At 61.3% G+C, this 16827-nt stretch carries 9 protein-coding genes; 5 read left to right on the forward strand and 4 right to left on the reverse strand.

Annotated features, from left to right (window positions below; genetic code table 11):
• Positions 1-31: 31 nt before the first annotated feature.
• The 4 genes from CZ345_RS01950 to CZ345_RS01965 form a co-directional block, all read right to left on the reverse strand.
• On the reverse strand, positions 32-5611 hold the full coding sequence (locus CZ345_RS01950; RefSeq protein ID WP_077071515.1) for an alpha-2-macroglobulin family protein: 5580 nt from the start codon (positions 5609-5611) through the stop codon (positions 32-34).
• Between the two features lie 240 nt (positions 5612-5851).
• Positions 5852-6163, reverse strand: coding sequence for a YbaB/EbfC family nucleoid-associated protein (locus tag CZ345_RS01955; protein ID WP_077071516.1), 312 nt, complete (start codon positions 6161-6163; stop codon positions 5852-5854).
• A 48-nt stretch (positions 6164-6211) separates the two neighbouring features.
• Positions 6212-8071, reverse strand: a complete 1860-nt coding sequence (dnaX, locus tag CZ345_RS01960) for a DNA polymerase III subunit gamma/tau (RefSeq protein WP_077071517.1) — start codon at positions 8069-8071, stop codon at positions 6212-6214.
• Positions 8072-8245: 174 nt separating this feature from the next.
• Complete coding sequence (locus tag CZ345_RS01965; protein WP_077071518.1) at positions 8246-9199, reverse strand: LysR family transcriptional regulator; 954 nt, start codon at positions 9197-9199, stop codon at positions 8246-8248.
• A 478-nt stretch (positions 9200-9677) separates the two neighbouring features.
• Here CZ345_RS01965 and CZ345_RS01970 point away from each other — a divergent pair, with 478 nt between their 5' ends.
• From CZ345_RS01970 to CZ345_RS01990, 5 genes are all read left to right on the forward strand, one after another.
• A complete protein-coding gene (locus tag CZ345_RS01970; RefSeq protein WP_077071519.1) occupies positions 9678-10658 on the forward strand; it encodes a TAXI family TRAP transporter solute-binding subunit in 981 nt (326 codons plus the stop codon).
• A gap of 169 nt (positions 10659-10827) precedes the next feature.
• Positions 10828-12720 carry a TRAP transporter permease gene (locus tag CZ345_RS01975; RefSeq protein ID WP_077071520.1) on the forward strand — a complete coding sequence of 631 codons (1893 nt, stop codon included), beginning with the start codon at positions 10828-10830 and terminating at the stop codon, positions 12718-12720.
• Between the two features lie 80 nt (positions 12721-12800).
• Positions 12801-14468 (forward strand): FAD-binding protein, encoded by a 1668-nt coding sequence (locus CZ345_RS01980; protein WP_077071521.1) that lies wholly within the window; start codon positions 12801-12803, stop codon positions 14466-14468.
• A gap of 126 nt (positions 14469-14594) precedes the next feature.
• Positions 14595-16286: an FAD-dependent oxidoreductase gene (locus tag CZ345_RS01985; RefSeq protein WP_077071522.1), complete on the forward strand. Its 1692-nt coding sequence runs from the start codon at positions 14595-14597 to the stop codon at positions 16284-16286.
• A 159-nt stretch (positions 16287-16445) separates the two neighbouring features.
• The gene (locus CZ345_RS01990) at positions 16446-16805 is read left to right on the forward strand and encodes a hypothetical protein (RefSeq protein WP_077071523.1); all 360 of its coding nucleotides are present in this window, start codon (positions 16446-16448) and stop codon (positions 16803-16805) included.
• The last annotated feature ends 22 nt before the right edge of the window (positions 16806-16827 follow it).

A 16827-nucleotide genomic window follows, 5' to 3' on the forward strand; every position in this document is an offset into this window, starting at 1 on the left:
TGCCCCTCCCCGGGCGGGGAGGGGCATGGACTCATTCCACAACAATGGTCCCGCCCGCAGCATGGGCGCGGACGCTTCTGTCGTACATGGCTTCCGCCTGCACGGCGGGCAGGGCGTACACGCCCCTGTTCACCGCACGCACGGCGTAGGTGAAGGTGGAAGGTTCCGTGCCCAGTGAGGCGAAGAATATCATTCTGTCTTCCCTCCGGTCGGCACGGGCGTCCGCCGCATCACCCGTATGAACGGGGGCGGCAAGTTCCATTTCAAAGCCGCCGGGCAGAAGATCCACAATGGCCACATCGTTCAGCACTCCGCCATAGACCCTTGCCGTGACGGACACCGTGATCACGTCGCCCTGATGTACGCTCGTGACGGGATTGCCCTCTGCGTCAAGATAGGTTCTCGTCACTTCCATACCTTCGGAAAGCGTGCCTTCCGGCACCTTGCGGTCGAAGCCCTGATCCGAAACCTCGAAATACAGGGGCTGACCGCCTTCGGGCACGGCAAGCGCATAGGAGGCGCAGCCCGGTGCGGAAAGAGTGAGCATTCCGTACAGCTCCTGCGGCAGGAAGGAGCCCTCCTCAAAGCCCGGCTGCATGGCGGTGCAGCGCAGAGATACGCCGGAGGGAACGGGAACAGCCTCTTCAAGATCGAGCAGGGCACGCACGGCAAGCGCGGCGGAAAGGCTTACATAACGGCCGCCGCCCGTGGCGTCCACAAGCTCGTCGGCCAGAGCGGAACGCGTATCCTCCAGAAGATCGGGGAAGTACCGCGCCACCATGGAAACACGCAGCGCCTGCACGGCCAGGGCATCCAGCGTGCCGCCCCGGAAACCGGCCCCCGGCCTGCGGTACAGGCCGATGAATGCCGCTGCGTCGTCCTTCATGCGCATGACGGAGCAACATGCCGCCACCAGAGAAGAGGTCACATCCTCCTTCCATGCGGGGAAACGCTCCTCCAGCTGATCCACAAGCCGGGTAAGCGCCTGCGTGGTGATGTGCCCCTCTCGGGTGAGCACCCAGAGTCCGTAAGCCTGCGCCCGGCCCTCTTCCAGCGAGGCGGGCACGCGGTCCAGTACCTTTTCCAGCGCGTCCACAACGGAGGAGAGCAGGCCTCCGGGCAAAGCCGCGCCCTTTTCGTGCATGGTCAGAAGAAAATCCGCGGCATAGGCCGTGACGAGCACATCCGGTTCCCCGCCGGGCCAGGGCGACACCCCGCGCCACTGCAGAGCGCTCTGCACCGCCTGTACGGCATCATCCAGTCTTTCCCGCACGAGCCTGCGCGTCTCTTCCTCGGGACGGGAAGCATCGGCAACAAGCCCGGGCCGGTCCATGAGCAGAAGGAAGGGGAACGCACGGCTGATGCGCTGCTCCACGCAGCCGTAGGGATAAGCTTCCAGATAGCGGACAAGCCCACGCAACGCGGGCAGCGGCAGGGCCGATACCGAAGCCGACCCCTTCGCCTCATAGGGATAGAGGCTGCGGCCCGTGGAAAGCTCCGCAGAGGCTGCGACCGTTCCCGTCTTCAGGCTTTCCCGCAGGGGAGAAGCCGGACGGACGGAAAGCGAAACCTCCCGCATGGCAAGAACGCTCTCCCCGCTCTTCACGGTAAAGCGCACCGCTGCGCCGCCGGGCCTGTCCTGCGCTTCCACGCGGAAGGGAAGCGTCACTTCCGAGCCGGGAGCCAGCATAAGGGAGGATGGCGGACCTTCGATAATGCGAAGAGCCGCGTCGCATTCCAGAGAAAGCACGGCGTCAAGATCCTTGCCGGTATGATTGGCCACGGCCACGGCCGCCTCGAACACATCTCCCGGAGAAGCCAGCACCGGAAGCTGCGGCGTAACCGTTACGGGGGAGCGTACCGTTGCCCGTGCCGAGGCGCTGCCCGCCTCATGCGCCGAAGAGGCCACCGCCATGACGCGCACCGTGCCGTTGTAGTAGCCCGGAACGGGGATTTCCACGGGATTTTCTCCCTCCTTCACGTCCACAAGGCCGAGCCACCAGCTCATGGGAGGCTCGTTCCTGCGCTTGAAGGGATTATGGAAGCGCCCCCCGGCCATGCCTCTGTCACCGCCGAAGGCGGGGATACGGAAGGAACCGTGTTCGGGCATGAGCAGGTCGAACATCTGCATGGTTTCCACTTCCAGCGCCCTGTCGTTCAGCAGATAGCGCAGAGGATCGGGCGTGGGGAAGGAAGTGAGGCTGAGCACGCCCTCATCCACGGCGAACACCAGAGCCCTGCCCGCATGACGGGAGAACACGCTCGCGGCAATGACGCCGCCCGGACGCGCAGGTTCGGAAGGAACCGTCACCTTCAGCCCCATGTCGCGGCGCGCCACGTTTACGGAAACGGGCGAGACGGCATACACATAGGGCTGCATGAACACATCCTTCGAGGAAAGGGCGCGTACCAGCGCGACATGCACATACGCGCGGCCCTCAAAGCCCTGCGGCACCTCTATTTCCTGTACGCTGTCCCCGGCCGGAGCGCGGAACCAGCGCCAGGCCTCCACGCCGTCGCGCTCAAAGGTGACGAGGCCCGTGCCCTCATACGGGGAGGAGAGGAAAAAGCGCGCCTTTTCACCGGAGGCAAGCGCCGTTTTTTCCAGACGCATACGCAGCGTGCCCGAAGGCAGCTTTTCCCTGCCCGCCAGGCGCAGATCGTCGTTGCCGGCCACGGTGAAGGGCACCTGCGCCATGACACGGCCCTCCCTGTCCCTCACGGCAAGCAGGTATTCGCCGCTTTTTTCCGCAGGCAGGGCGAAGGAAAGACGGCCGTCCGCGTCCACTCTTCTCTTCTCTGCAAAAAGCACGCGGTCCACCGGCGTTTCCTCATAGCGGAAGCGCCCCTCCCTGTCGGTGACGAGGCTGGTCACATAGCGCCTTTCCGATATCTCAAAGGACAGTTCCCCGGGGTCGACCCGCGCAAGGTCGGGCCCGAGGGCCACGAATTCCAGCGCGGCTTCGCTCCCTCTGGGGATGAAGTCGAGGTTGCCGCCCGTACCCGTGGGTCTGAAGCCCAGTACCGCACGCAGGGGAGAAAGCAGAAAATCCAGCTCTTCCGTCACGCTGCGTCCGTCGCCTGCCTCAAACCCTTCCACCAGAACGCTGCAGTGCAGCGTACCGCCGCGCAGCTTCTCCAGCGGAAGAGGCAGAACGACGCGCCCTTCCGCATCGGTACGGAATTCTCCGAGTTCCAGCGTGAGCGGCGACCCCTGATAGGGCATGGCATCGTGGAAGGTGAAATCCTCATACCCGGGGAAGGAGAGCGGCGCGGGCCAGACCGAAAGACGTCCGCGCAGACGGCGATCCGCCGCAGCCAGACCGTAGAGATTTTTTAAAGCGGCCTCCACATTCGCCGTGGAAGCTTCCAGCCAGCCCGTGCCGGGCGCGGGAGAAAGGGCAAGGGAAAGTTCCATGGTGTCGGGCTGGAACTCCTCCACACGCACGGCGGCGGAGCCGAGCACCACATCCATGCCCTGGCCGTCCGGCGTGCGCACATTGAGGCGGTACCGGCCGGAAGGCGCGCTCTCCGGCACATTCCAGCTCAGTTCCGCCAGCCCGTCGGGTCCCACGGAGAAACGACGCTCCAGCAGCGTACGTTCCGCCGGGTCGAGAAGCTCCGCCGTAAAGGGCATGTCGGAAGGAAGCGCCTTCCAGTCGCCCCGGCGCAGAAGTATGCCGAAACGCAGCGTTTCTCCGGGACGGAATATGCCCCGCTGGCTGAAGACATAGGCGTTGATGCCGTCGGCACGGCTGGTCTGTCCCTGAGTGGGAAAGCGGGAAACGTCCACCTGACGGCCGTAATCGTCGAGGGAAAGCCAGGCCATGTCCTCACCTCTGCCGCTTCGCAGAAGAGCGGTCACGGCAACGGGCCTTTTTTCCCGCATAAGACCGGAGACGGAAGGAAGGGAAGCCCTGCCGCGCGCATCGCTCACGGCTTCGGCCACGGGCTCGCCATTGGCGCCGAGAATACGCACCACGGCTCCGGCCACGGGTTCGCCCCGGGAAAGGGAGCACACAAAGACATCGCGCCCCCCGTCCGCGCTCTTTTTGACGATCATGCCGATATCCGTCACCAGAAGGAAACGCTCCGCCCGGGCCACTGTCTCCTTGCCGTTCATGCCCGTCAGTTCAAGGCGCATGAGTCCATGCCCGCCTTCGAGAAGAGGCGTCACGTCCAGCACGGAAAACTGCGGAACGCCGGGTTCCGTTCGACTGAGGGTGAGCGTGCCTTCCCGGCTGTCGGCCATGGTGTCGAGGGGAAGACTGCCCCCCGCAAAGGGCGACGGCAGGGAGGCCAGCAGCCCGAGGTACGGGTCGAGCACGCGCTGCGCCCGCCAGCGTATGGCTGTGAGTCCGCTGGAATGGATGTCCAGCTTGCGTTCTCCTCCAAGGGCAAGCACGTTGCCGGGCTGAAGAAAGTCCAGTTCCGGCCGGAAAGGCGCCGCATGGAACACCTCGCGCCACGGCCCGGCAAGGGTGAACTCCTCCGAAGGCCCGAAGCCTCCGGGCAGGTCGAAGAGCACATAGCTGCCCGGCTCCGCCGTCACACGGAAGCTCATTCTGCCCACGGCGGTGTCGGAGCTTTGCAGCGGTTCCACCCTCACGGGCCTTGCGCGGCTGAGCGTTTCATTGTCTATGACAGGAGCCGCCGTCCATACCGTGGGCGAACGGGCTTCCTTCTCCAGACTGCGGGGAAGCTGCACGGCCTTCAGTGCACGGGCCACGGCGTCGGGCCGCACCAGAAGGCTGGTTTCCAGCGTAAGGCGATATTCTCCTGCGAGATTTTCATCCTGCGCTGCCTCAAGCGTGGCGCGGCGCACGGCAAAAAGCGTGCTTCTGCCCGGCACCGTCACCTGCTGCACGGCAGTTTCACGCCCTTTCGGCACCGTCCAGCCCGTGCCCTTGCCGCGTACCTCCGCAGCAACGCCCGGCAGAGAAAGCGTCACCGTACCGGGGCCTTCGGCCAGAGCAAGTATGCGCGCCCTCACAAGGCAGTTCGTTCCCCCGTTCCAGACGAATTCCGGCGTGCCTAAGCGAAGAGACCTGTCGGAAACGGCCAGTACGGCGTCGCGTTCCACCATGCTTCTGTCCGGCGGCGTGGTGAAGGCGATGTCGAAGGATACGGCCCTCTCTCCGTTGAGATCGGGGTCGATCCATACCTCTCCCTCCATTTTCAGGGTCGCAAGAGGCGGCGTGGAAAAGGAAAGCCGTTTTGCACTCAGCTTCGCACGGGCCGGCAGAAAGGATTCGGCAAAAGAAATGGTGAAGGCCGTTTTTTCCGGCCAAGGCTTCTTCGGCAAAAAGACAAGACTGCTGTCTCCGTCCCAGCGCCAGTCACCGGGCATATCGGGAGAAAGACGGACACCGGATACCGGCGCGCCCTCCCTGCCCGCACTCACCGCGCAGCGGCTCGCCCACTCCTCGCCGTAGGCTTTTCTGCACAACGCTTCGTCCGGTTCAAGGTAAAGCCTGAGCACCTCGTCTCCCTCCATCGGCGCAGAGAACACGGCGCGCACATGCGCCAAAGCGTCCTGCGACGCGCCGAAGGCGGAACCGGCCATGCAGCACCACAGTAAAAAAGGCAGGAATACCATACGGTAAGGCATGAAATCCTCCAGGGGGAAGGGTTTGGCCCAGCATAGAGGAGTTGCCGTTTTCTGACAAGGACGGAAAAACTCCGTCCCTGTGCCCCGCAAGCTTCACCGGTACGGCATCCTCCTCCTGCCGGAGACCTTGCCCAGAGGCGGCCGCCTTTTCGAACAGCCCGGAAAAAGACAAAAGACGCCCGGTTCCCTGAGGAACCGGGCGTCCCGCTCCGGCGTATCGCCGGAAATGTCTTCAAAGGCCTAGAACATGCCGGGCAGATGAATTCCGCCGGAAATATTGGCCATTTCCCTTTCGAGGTTGGCGCGGCCGATGCGCACGGCCTCGTTCACCGCAGTGATCACAAGATCCTGAAGCATTTCCGTGTCGCCGCTTTCCATGATGGCCTTGTCGATGGTGATGGACTTCATTTCCTGGCGGCCGTTCATGACCACCTTCACCATGCCGCCGCCGGCGGAAGCTTCCACGTCCTTTTCAGCCATTTCCTGCTGGAGTTTCGCGATCTTGTTCTGCATCACCTGAGCCTGGCGCAGCAGGTCGTTCATGTTCTTCATGCCGTGTCTCCTTGAAGAGTAAGGGCTCCCGGCCCTTTTGTTGCGATGTTAACGGTTGATGGGGGTGCAGCGCACCAGTCTGGCGTCGTAAGCTTCCTGAAACTTCCTGATGACGGGGTGCTGCTGAATTTCTTCCTTCAGCTCCGCCTCGGTACGCACGATTTTCTGCGGAGGACGGAAGGCTATGCGCAGAGGTCTGCCCGCCCAGGCGGCGGCAAGCTGCTCCAGCACCTGAAGCTTTTCCTTGCGTCTGAGCTGCTGCCCTATGACCTGGGAAAGGGCCTGCAGGACAAGCCAGTCGCCGCGCACCTCGCCCGTCACCTGCCGGAGCATGGGAAGGGGAATGTCGCGGTTGTCCCTGCATGTTTCCAGAAAACCCTCCCACGGGAGAGAGGCGTCCACGGGAATATCCTTCCAGTCTTCCGCCTGCCCCCGGGCTTCCAGGGCCTGAGTTTCAACAGTTTTAGGCTCCTCCGTCAAGCCTCGGACGGACGCGGAAGGCTGCGCCGGTGCAGGCTGCTGCACGGGAGAAGGGCGGCTCCGCCACTCCGGGGCAGGGCACTTTTCCGCCTTCGCCGGAGGCGCAGGGACGACGGAAACCGCCTCCGCCTCAACGGAAGGGGAAGAAGCCTCAACGGCAAACGACTCCCCCGGCACGGAAGAAGACACCTCCCCTGACGCGGAAACGGCGGAGGGCGCCGGTGCGGAAAACGCGGAGGAAGACGCCGGAATCACAGGAGCGGAAGCAGCTCCCGGAGCAGACGGCACCGGAGGCAGCGCGCCCAGTTCTTCCAGAGGAAGCAGGCGCGGAAGCATGGCCAGATTCAGAAGCAGAAGCTCAAGGCCGGCGGAAGGTTCAAGGCTGGTGAGAATACGGCGCTGGGAATCGAGCGTCATCTGCCATGCGGCGTGAATGTAGGTCAGCGTGAAGCGCGAGGCTGCGGCGGTGAGCCGCTTCTCTTCCGCTTCCGGCAGGCTGAGTTCCCGGACTGCTCCGGCTCCGGCCTGACGGATGAGGAAAAGGTTGCGCCAAAGGGAGCACAGTTCCCGCAGGAAAAAGCCCATGTCCGCCCCCTGGGAAAGCAGTTCCCGCACCAGGGCGGCGATGCCCGCCGCATCCTGCGCGGCAAGGGCGTCGAGCAGATGATCCATCACTTCCCGCCCGGCAAGGCCCAGCACCTCGCGGGCCTGCTGCGCCGTAAGCGGTTCGCCGGGAGCGCAGCCGAGCGCCAGCACCTGTCCGAGCAGAGACATGGAATCGCGCACGCTTCCCGCCGCACGGCGGGCGATGAGACGGGCGGCTTCCGACTCGAACTCGCGGCCCTCACGGTGCAGAATGTCGCAGATATGCTCTTCCAGCACGGCTTCGGGAATCTGCCGGAACACGAAATGCTGGCAGCGGCTGATGATGGTCACCGGAAACTTGTGCTGCTCCGTGGTGGCCATGATGAAGGTCACGCGGGCGGGCGGCTCTTCCAGGGTTTTCAAAAGGGCGTTGAAGGCCTCCTTGGTGAGCATGTGCGCCTCGTCGATGATGAAGACCTTGTAGCGGCCTTCCAGAGGCGCATACCCCACGGCGTCGCGCAGGCGGCGGATGTCGTCGATGCCGCGGTTGGACGCACCGTCGATTTCCACCACGTCCACGAAGTTTCCCTGCGTGATGCGGCGGCAGGCTTCGCACTGATTGCAGGGTTCTCCCGTGGGTGCATGCTCACAGTTCAGCGCCTTGGCGAAAATGCGGGCGATGGTGGTCTTGCCTACCCCGCGCGTGCCGCTGAGAAGATAGGCCGGAGCCACACGGTCTTCGCGCGCGGCGCGGGAAAGGATGGATTTCACCATGTCCTGCCCGACCACCTCGGCAAAGGTCTGCGGCCGGTAAAGGGCCGCGAGGGAAGCGTTTGCTGCCATAATATATCCGCTCTGGCCGCACCCGTGAAAGGGCGCGGCGAATGTACGGCCCCGCAGGGCCGGGAAATTGCAAAACCTGGGCCAGCTTAAGGCCTGCCCCGTTTCCGGTCAAGGGAGCGGAAAAACCGCGGAGAAGACTTTCTCCGCAGTCCGTCCCCATGAAAGGAACACATGCTATCGGGCCAGCTCGCGGATTTTGGCAAGTCCGTCCTTGAGTTCCTCGCGCATTCTGGCAATAAGCGCCGCTGCCTGCGGGCTGAGATGCTTATGATGTCTGAGCAGAATGCCGTTGTGCACCGGAGGCAGGATGCCGTCCAGAGGATAGGAGCGCAGCCCTTCGCCGAGGTTGCCGTATTTGCTGGCCATGAGGCACAGCTCGTCCATGACGGCCACGCCCATGCCCTGTTTCACATAGCGGAGCATGAGGTGATAGTTGTTCACGCTCAGCACCGTCTGCAGAGGCTGGGAAAGTGACGCCAGGGACGTATCGAAGTACGGGTCGCCGCTCTCCTCCATGTTCTCCGCCAGAAAGGAAATGAACGGCAGGCGTATCAGATCCTCTTCCGTGGGCCTTTCGGGCAGACCGAACTCGTTGTCCTCCCTCGCAATGAGCAGAGGCTGAGATGTAAAAAGTTCCTCAAGCTGGCAGTTCGGCACTTCGCGGGTAATGCCGGTAAGACCGAAATCCACACGGGAGCTGACCACATCCTCCACGGTTTCATAAGGAAGCGCACGGCGTATCTTTATATGTACCTCGGGATGATCCCTGCGGAACGCCGCGATGATGCGAACCGCCCGTGCCGAGAAGGGAAGATTACTGGAAATGCTGATTGTTCCGCGCAGCACCCCGGAAGGCGAACTGATGTCGGACTTCATGCCGCGAAGAAGCTCGAAGGTGGAAATCGTCCAGGAAAGCAGCCTCTCCCCTTCCGGCGTAATCCGCAGCCTTTTCATGTACCTGTCGAACAGTACCGTATTGAGCTGCTGCTCAAGCTGCCTGATCTGCCAGCTTATGGTGGAAGGGTTCCGGTTCATGAGCTGGGCGGCCTTGCGTATGCTGCCCGTATGAGCCGTGTAGTAAAACCCCCTCAGCTGCTGAAAAAAATCTCCGCTCAATTCTTCTATCACTTTTTTCTCCCTATCCCGCCGCGGACGTCTGCAACTCACCGGCAATCCTGTACTTCCGGCAAAATGAGACCTTTTACAGGAATACCCGCGGCGAAGTTTTGCCCCATTTTAGACAATATCAAAGAAAAAAAACATCTATTCCAGCAATACAATAAACAACTTGTTCTTTTTTTTTCAAACTTCTGCCCATTAAGGAAAAAGAAGCACGAATTCTCCCGGCTCTTTTCCCGCCTGCCTGCGACGAAATTCTTTCTTAAAAAATAAAAAACAAATTATCTCTTATGGTTATATTTTATTCCCTTTTTACTCCACAAAAGGAACAGCACTATTAAAAAATAACTATTTCCAATAATTATTGTGCAGATCATATTCTCAGCGGAACTATGTGTAATTTCATCAAACAATAAACAAATCTTTTCAAATTGACAAGACAAGGTCGTTTGTGGATTATTTTCACAATAGCAATCAGGAGGCAACAATGGCTCGACTCTCTCTCAAATCTCTGGCGGCATGCGTACTGGCCCTCGGCATTTCCGCTCCCGCTCACGCGGCAACCGTGGAAATTCAGGCCGGCATATTCGGCGGAACACTCTATCAGATGAGCTACGCCCTTACGGAAATCCTCAAGATCCACGCCCCCGAAATCACGGCCAGCGCCGTGGAAACCAACGGTACGGGCATGGGCATCATCAAGGCTTCACAGGCTCCCGAACGGCGCATCGTTGCGGGTACTCTGGTTCCCGTCATGGAAGCCCGCGCCGGCGTCGCCCCCTACAAGAAGGCCTTCACCGGCTTGAAGCTCATCGGCAACATGAGCGAAAACATCCAGACTCTCATTACCTTCGATCCCAGCATCAAAACCATCGAAGACCTCAAAGGCAAACGGGTCGGCCTCGGCCCCAAGCCCACGGTACTCGGTCACAACCATGCGTCCATCGTGATGGCCGCCTGCTCCGATCCCAAGTCCATCGACTTTGAATACATGAACTGGGGCAGTATGCGCGACGCCATGCTCGACGGCTCCATCGATGCCATGATTCTCGGCGTGAGCTCCCGTCAGACTCCGCCCTGGGTTCCCGTCGCCGTCTATGGCGAACTCATCGCCTCCCGCGGCAATCCCCACTACATCGACATTCCCGCGGAAGCTGTGAAGAAGGCTTCTGAAAACGACAAGATCGCCTACGAATGCAAGAGCGTGCCCGCCGGTGCCATCGGCGATAACGTACCGGCGAAGGAAATCCCCAGCTGGCGCGACCTGCTCGGCATCTATGCCTTCGACGAGCTGGATGAGCAGACCGCCTATACCATCGCCAAGGTACTCTATGAACACTGCGATGAGATGGCCACCTACTCCGCCGCGGCCAAGGGTGTCTGGCCCGAACTCATCGTTCCTACCGTGCCCGACGACATGATCCATCCCGGCGCGCTGCGCTTCTACAAGGAAAAAGGCCTGCGCTGATTTTTCCTTCCGCGCGCCGGCACGCTCCCCTGTGCCGGCGCGCCCTCTCCCCCCCGGTCTTTCCCTTCGAAAAATCCTGTTACGGCGTACGCTGCCCCTGATCTTCCGAGAACAGGGAATCTGTCCTTACGCTCTTTTTCCCCCGGTCGCACTAAAGAGGAACAAAACCATGGAAACGGCAAAGAACAACGTGGTACGCATCCTTATGGTAGGGGTGGCGCTCATCATGGCGCTGTACCATCTTGTATATACGCAGTGGATGCTCATAGGCCCCATCCAGCACCAGAACCTGCACTACATGATGGCTCTCGTGCTGGTATTCCTGTGGGCGTTTACCAGACAGAAATCCACGTTCGGCAAAGCCGTCGTTGTGCTGCTCATCGCGCTGTCCATCTATGCCACAGCCTACATGTTTCTGAACTACAGCGGCTTGCAGGAAGAACGTGGCCCCATGCTGGATCTCACAGGTCAGGACATGTTCGTAGGCGTCCTGCTGGTCGGTCTGGGTATTGAAGCCTCCCGGCGCTCCTTCGGATGGGTTTTCCCCATCGTCGCCATGTGCTTCATCGCCTACGCCGTGTTCGGTCATTATCTGCCCGGCCCGCTGCAGTCCCCCAATATCGGCATCGATGAACTGCTCGTCAGCTACGGTCTGGATCTGTCCGGCGGCATCTACGGCCAGGTGCTCGGCATCAGCGCAAACTATATCTTCCTTTTCGTGCTCTTCGGCAGCCTGCTCGGAGCTACCGGCGCGGCCCGCTTCTTCAACCAGGTAGGTATGCTCACCGGCAGCAAGCTCGACGGCGGTCCCGCCATCACCGCCGTGGTCTCCAGCGCCCTCATGGGCTCCGTAACCGGTAGCGTCATGGCCAACGTGGCCGCGACCGGCGCGTTCACCATTCCCCTTATGAAGAAGGTGGGCTACAAGTCCTATCAGGCCGGCGCCATTGAAGCCGCCGCATCCTCCGGCGGGCAGATCATGCCCCCCGTCATGGGTGCCACCGCCTTCGTCATGGCCGAACTTGCGGAAGTACCCTACGTCACTGTCATGGCTGCCGCGCTCATTCCGTCTCTTCTGTACTTCCTCTCCGTAGGTCTCTACGCCCAGTTCCAGGCAAAGCGTCTCGGCATCCGCATGGATCCCAGCGACATCGCCGCCTTCTCCCTGCGCGCGTTCATCCACGACGCCCCCATTTTCGTGCTTCCCCTGCTGGCCATCATCGCTCTGCTGGTCATGGGGTACAGCCCCATGTTCACCATCTTCTGGGCCATGATGCTTCTGCTCGTGCTCAACATCATCGACATCGTCACTTCCAAAAAATACGATCAACTCAAGAGCATCCTTCCCGCCTTTATCGACGGTGCGGTCACCGGCGCCAAGATCGGCGTCACCTGCGCCGTGCTTGGTCCCATCATGACCACCGTGACCAAGACGCTGCTCGGCATCAAGATTCCCCAGCTCATCGTCATGTGGTCCCACGGCAGCATTCCCATTGCGCTGTTCATCACCATGTGCGTGTGCCTGATCCTCGGCATGGGCGTTCCCACTCTGGCTGCTTACCTGCTCGTTTCCATGGTCGGCATTCCGGTTCTCGTCAACATGGGCGTAGACCCCTTCGCAGCCCACATGTTCGTCTTTGTGTTCGCCTGTTTCTCCTGCCTTACGCCGCCCATCGCCCTCGCTGCTCTGCCTGCCGCCGGTATCGCTGAGTCGTCCTATATGAGAACGGCGCTCGAGGCCTCCATGGTCGGGGCAGTGGGCTTCGCCATCCCCTACCTCGTGGTGGGCCGTCCTGCCCTCATGCTCGGACAGGGACCGCTTGCCGAAACGTTGATCGTCTCTGTCGTAGGCGTGTTCACCGTCATCGCCTTCTGCATGATGATCACCGGTTACGGGCTGCGCATACTCAACGTCGCCGAACGCTGGGGCCTCGCCGTGGTAGTCGCCCTGTGCGGCATCTGGATTGCCCTGGGGCACATTCAGTTCCTTATCGCCGGCATCGCCATCTTCGTCGCGCTCACCCTCATCCAGCTGCGCGGACGCAAAAAGGCAGCGGCTTAAACCTACCGATCCTTCCTTGCTGGAAAGCGCAATCTTCTTTCTGAACAAGGACTTCTCCTATAAACATAGAGGATATTTTCATGAAGATCTCCCCTCATCCGCTTGGCACGCTGATTGAAACAGACGTGCTCGTCATTGGCTCCGGCGCCTCCGGTTGCGGCGCGGCCCTCGGAGCTCGCGAGCAGGGCCTGGACGTCGTGCTGCTGGATAAAGGCAAGCTGGAAAGTTCCGGCTGTATCGGTGGCGGCAATGACCATTACATGGCCGTCCTGAACGAAAAAGGTTCCAAGTTCGACACCGCCGAAGACCTGGTGAAGTTCTATGCCAAGCCCCTCAACGGCTGGACGCCCGCCATGATCACCAACGGCTGGTACAACCACATGGAGCACATGCTCAAACGCCTTGAAAAGTGCGGCGTGGACTTCAGCAAGAACAGCGACGGCACCTACAAGCGCACTCAGGGCTTCGGCCAGCCCGGCACCTGGTGGGTTCACATCGCCAACGGCATGACCATCAAGCGCGTCATGGCCCGCATCGTGCGCGATTCCGGCGTACATGTGCTCGACCGCATCATGGCCATGAAGATCCTCTCCGACAGCGGCAAGGCCTGCGGCGCGCTCGGCTGGAACGTGGTGACCGGCGAATACGTCATCCTCCGTGCCAAGACCGTGGTTTCCGCCCAGGGCCGTTCCGCCACCCGCGGCTACAACAACTCCACGCACAATCCCTACAACGTGTGGATGTACCCCTACAACACCGGCGCAGGCGTAGTGCTCGGCTATGACGCCGGCGCGGCCGTTACCGAACTCGACACCTATCAGCGCGCCACCATGGAACCCAAGGGCTACGGCTGCCCCGGCATGAACGGCATCAACAGCTCCGGTGCTCATGAAATCAGCGCCGTGGGCGAACGCTTCATGTTCAAGTACGATCCCATGGGCGAAAACGGCGTACGCAACAACCAGATTCAGGGTACCTACCAGGAACAGCTCGAGGGCAATGGCCCGCCCTTCTACATGGACATGCGCCATGTCGACCCTGAAATCGTGCATGAACTGCAATACATCCTCATGCCCGGCGACAAGGCCACCTTCGGCGACTGGGCGGACTGCACCGGCACCGACTTCCAGCACAAGCTTCTGGAAGTGGAAATCGGCGAACTCATCTTCGGCGGTACCATCGCGGTGAACGACCAGTTCGAAACCACCATTCCCGGTCTGTTCTGCGGCAGCATCTTCCTGTATTGCTCCGGCGCCATGTGCGGCGGCTTCGAAGCCGGCCGTCAGGCTGCTCTCAAGGCTTCCGGCATGGAGCAGGCCGGCAAGATCGACGAAGACCTCGCCGCCAAGATGAAATCCGACATCTTCGCTCCCCTCGGCAACGACCAGGAACTGACCTATCAAGAACTGGAAGAAGCCGCCCGCAACGTCATGATGTACTATATGGGCTTCCGCCGCTCCATGGCCGGCATGGAACGCGCTCTGGAAAAGATCACCTTCCTGGAAGATCAGATTCCCCAGCTCCATGCAGACAGCCTGCGCGACCTCATGCGCTGCCATGAATCGTGCGAAGTGCTCAAGGTGTGCGAACTGGCCATCAAGGCCACCATGGAACGCAAGGAAACGGGCCGTTGCGTGTACAAGATCACCGACTACCCCAAGCTCAATCCCGACATGGCAAAGCCCCTGCTTCTCATCAAGGGCGAAAACGGCACCGAGTACCACTGGGGCAAGGCCCCTCTTCTGTAGAGCCCTTTCCGTCTGAAACCGTTTCGAGGGGCAGAAGTCCCTCGCGGTTTCCCGGCGCCGGAACCGGCTTCCGGCCGCCCCCTCTCCCTGAAAAGGGAGCGGATCAGTCACTCAAGGAGTATTATCATGCCGCCTAGATATAGTCGTGAAATCACCATGCCCATCGTCATGGGCGACAGCCTCAAGGAGCAGTTCCGCACCTCGCCGTGCGAACACTTCTGCCCCGCGGGCAATTCCATCCAGAAGATGCAGGCTCTTGTGGAAAAGGGCGAATTCGACGAAGCCCTGCGCTACCTGCGCGCCAAGAATCCCTTCCCCGGCGTGACCGGCCGCGTCTGCCCCCACTTCTGCCAGTCCAACTGCAACCGTGCAGGCTACGATGCCTGTGTGAATACCCGTGCTCTGGAACGCGCCGTCTACGACCATTCCTCCCTCGGCACCGCGCAGTTCAAGCGCCGTCCCTCCACGGGCAAGAGCGTGGGCGTCATCGGCGGCGGTCCCGCCGGTCTGACGGCCGCCTACTTCCTGGCCCTTCTCGGCCACGACGTCACCGTGTATGAAGCCAACCCCGTTCTCGGCGGCATGACCCGCTACGGCGTGCCGGACTTCCGTCTGCCCCGCGACGTAGTGGACCGCGAACTCGGCTGGGTGCTTGAAGCCGGCGTGCGCGCCCGCGTCAACACCCAGGTCGGCCGCGACATCTCCTTTGCCGACGTGCGCGCCGCGCACGACGCCGTCATCGTGGCCACCGGGACTCCCAGGGAAAACAGCCTTCCCATCCCCGGTGCGGAATGCGCCGTGAAGGCCGTGGAATTTCTGCGTGCGGCCTCCCTCGGTCTGCGCCCCGAAGTGGGTAAGCGCGTGGTCGTCATGGGCGGCGGCGGTGTCGGCTTCGACGCCGCGTTCGTGGCCCGTCGCCTCGGCGCGGAAGAAGTGCATGTCATCTGCCTGGAAAAGGCCGGTGAAATGCGCGCTCCTGAAGAAGACCTCATTCAGGCGAAGGAAGAAGGCATCCAGATTCACAATTCCTGCACCATGTCCGCCATCCGTACCAGCGACGGCAAGGCCGCAGGCGTGGATTACTTCGAAGTGAAGGAATGCCGCTTCGACGAAAAGGGTCATCTGACCCTGGTTCCCGTGGAAGGCGGCGAACACAGCCTCGACTGCGATACCGTCATCTTCGCCGTGGGCATGAAGACCGACCTCGGCTTCATGGCTGAAGCGAATGTGGAACTCACCCCCCGCAACTGGATCGTGGTGAACAGGCAGCAGGCCAGCTCCGCCGAAGGCATCTTCGCCGCCGGCGACGTGTCCGCCGGTCCCACCTCCATTGCCGGAGCCATCGGCGACGGCCGCCGCGCCGCCTTCGGTGTTCATGCCTGGCTCACCGGTGAAAAATCCCGTGTCTACGTCATCGGCGACGACAACACCATCGTGGCCCGCGACGATCTGGCCGGTACCAAGGAACCCTATGTGGTTCCCATGGAAGAAATCTACGGCATTCTCCAGTACGAGAAGACCGAGCCGCAGAAGCCCGCCTGCGTCAACCACATGGACTTCACTGAAAACAACGCCGGTTACACCGCCGAACAGGCCATGATCGAAGCCGCCCGCTGCATGCACTGCGGTCACTGCAAGGGCTGCGGCACCTGCGTGGACGACTGCCCCGGCTATGTGCTGGAACTCAAGCATCTGGACAACGGCAGCGACAGACCTGAAGTCGCCCACGGCGACGAATGCTGGCACTGCGCCAACTGCCGTACCAGCTGCCCTACCGGCGCCATAGGCTTCCGCTTCCCCCTGCGTATGCAGGTGTGACGCTCTTCTTCCGATACCGTTCCTTCCCCCGTCCGGCCTCCGGCCGGACGGGGGTCTCTTTCCCATACCCCGGAATACGAATTTCCCTCATCGAGTGCCTCCGAAAAATTTCCCCTTTCCGCAAAACATTTCCCGCCTCTTTCTCTCAGGAGAACCATCATGACCGCCAGCTCTGTTTCCGGCGCATCGAAAAAGCCGCACATCAAATATCTCGCGCACTCCGCCCTCTGCCTCGCCATCATGTTCGGCTTCGGCCAGCTTCCCCCGCTTGAACCTCTTACCCCGCTGGGGATGAACCTCATCGGCATTTTTCTCGGCGTGCTCTACGGCTGGATCTTCATCGATATCATCTGGCCCAGCATCGCAGGCCTGCTCGCCCTCATGCTCGTCGGCGGAATGAAGCCCGTCAGCCTGCTCAACAAGAGTTTCGGCGATCCCATCGTGGCCATGATGTTCTTCATCTTCGTGTTCTGCGCCACCATCAATCACTATGGTCTGTCTAGGCTCAGGACTCATTAATTGCCAAAAGGGTAAAAAGTTC

Source organism: Mailhella massiliensis (assembly GCF_900155525.1).
GTDB lineage: Bacteria > Desulfobacterota > Desulfovibrionia > Desulfovibrionales > Desulfovibrionaceae > Mailhella > Mailhella massiliensis.

Excerpts from the sequence above, each read along its gene's own strand:
- CZ345_RS01950 (WP_077071515.1), bottom strand. The coding sequence starts at position 5,611 with ATGCCTTACCGTATGGTATTCCTGCCTTTTTTACTGTGGTGCTGCATG.
- CZ345_RS01955 (WP_077071516.1), bottom strand. The coding sequence starts at position 6,163 with ATGAAGAACATGAACGACCTGCTGCGCCAGGCTCAGGTGATGCAGAAC.
- dnaX (WP_077071517.1), bottom strand. The coding sequence starts at position 8,071 with ATGGCAGCAAACGCTTCCCTCGCGGCCCTTTACCGGCCGCAGACCTTT.
- CZ345_RS01970 (WP_077071519.1), top strand. The coding sequence starts at position 9,678 with ATGGCTCGACTCTCTCTCAAATCTCTGGCGGCATGCGTACTGGCCCTC.
- CZ345_RS01975 (WP_077071520.1), top strand. The coding sequence starts at position 10,828 with ATGGAAACGGCAAAGAACAACGTGGTACGCATCCTTATGGTAGGGGTG.
- CZ345_RS01980 (WP_077071521.1), top strand. The coding sequence starts at position 12,801 with ATGAAGATCTCCCCTCATCCGCTTGGCACGCTGATTGAAACAGACGTG.
- CZ345_RS01985 (WP_077071522.1), top strand. The coding sequence starts at position 14,595 with ATGCCGCCTAGATATAGTCGTGAAATCACCATGCCCATCGTCATGGGC.
- CZ345_RS01990 (WP_077071523.1), top strand. The coding sequence starts at position 16,446 with ATGACCGCCAGCTCTGTTTCCGGCGCATCGAAAAAGCCGCACATCAAA.